The sequence below is a fragment of the Pseudoalteromonas sp. CR1 genome, assembly GCF_019392235.1.
GTDB lineage: Bacteria > Pseudomonadota > Gammaproteobacteria > Enterobacterales > Alteromonadaceae > Pseudoalteromonas.
In genome coordinates this window covers 1-235 of the sequence record NZ_JAHXRM010000628.1, presented here as the reverse complement: position 1 = coordinate 235, position 235 = coordinate 1, and the positions used below count along the sequence as shown (strand labels likewise).

Here is a 235-nt window from a genome sequence, read left to right as displayed (position 1 = left end):
CAAACGGCGCAACTATATCGCCACCCAGAGCGGCGTCGGCTCCATCGTCACCTTCGACGGCATGGTGCTCGACCAACGCAACGGCTGGGCCCAGGCCCTGGCGGATACCGGCGCGCGGGTCATCACTGACATCCTGCGTCTGGAGGCGGTGACCCGTCCCGACCTGCTCAGCCGATTCGGCAGTGACCAATTCATCGCCCTCGACCGCCGTCGGCGCACCACGGACGGCACTGCC

At 67.7% G+C, this 235-nt stretch carries 1 pseudogene; it reads left to right on the top strand.

Features of this window, described 5'->3' with window-relative positions:
* Positions 1-235, top strand: a pseudogene (locus tag KZZ04_RS20810) (GntR family transcriptional regulator); the annotation flags it as partial.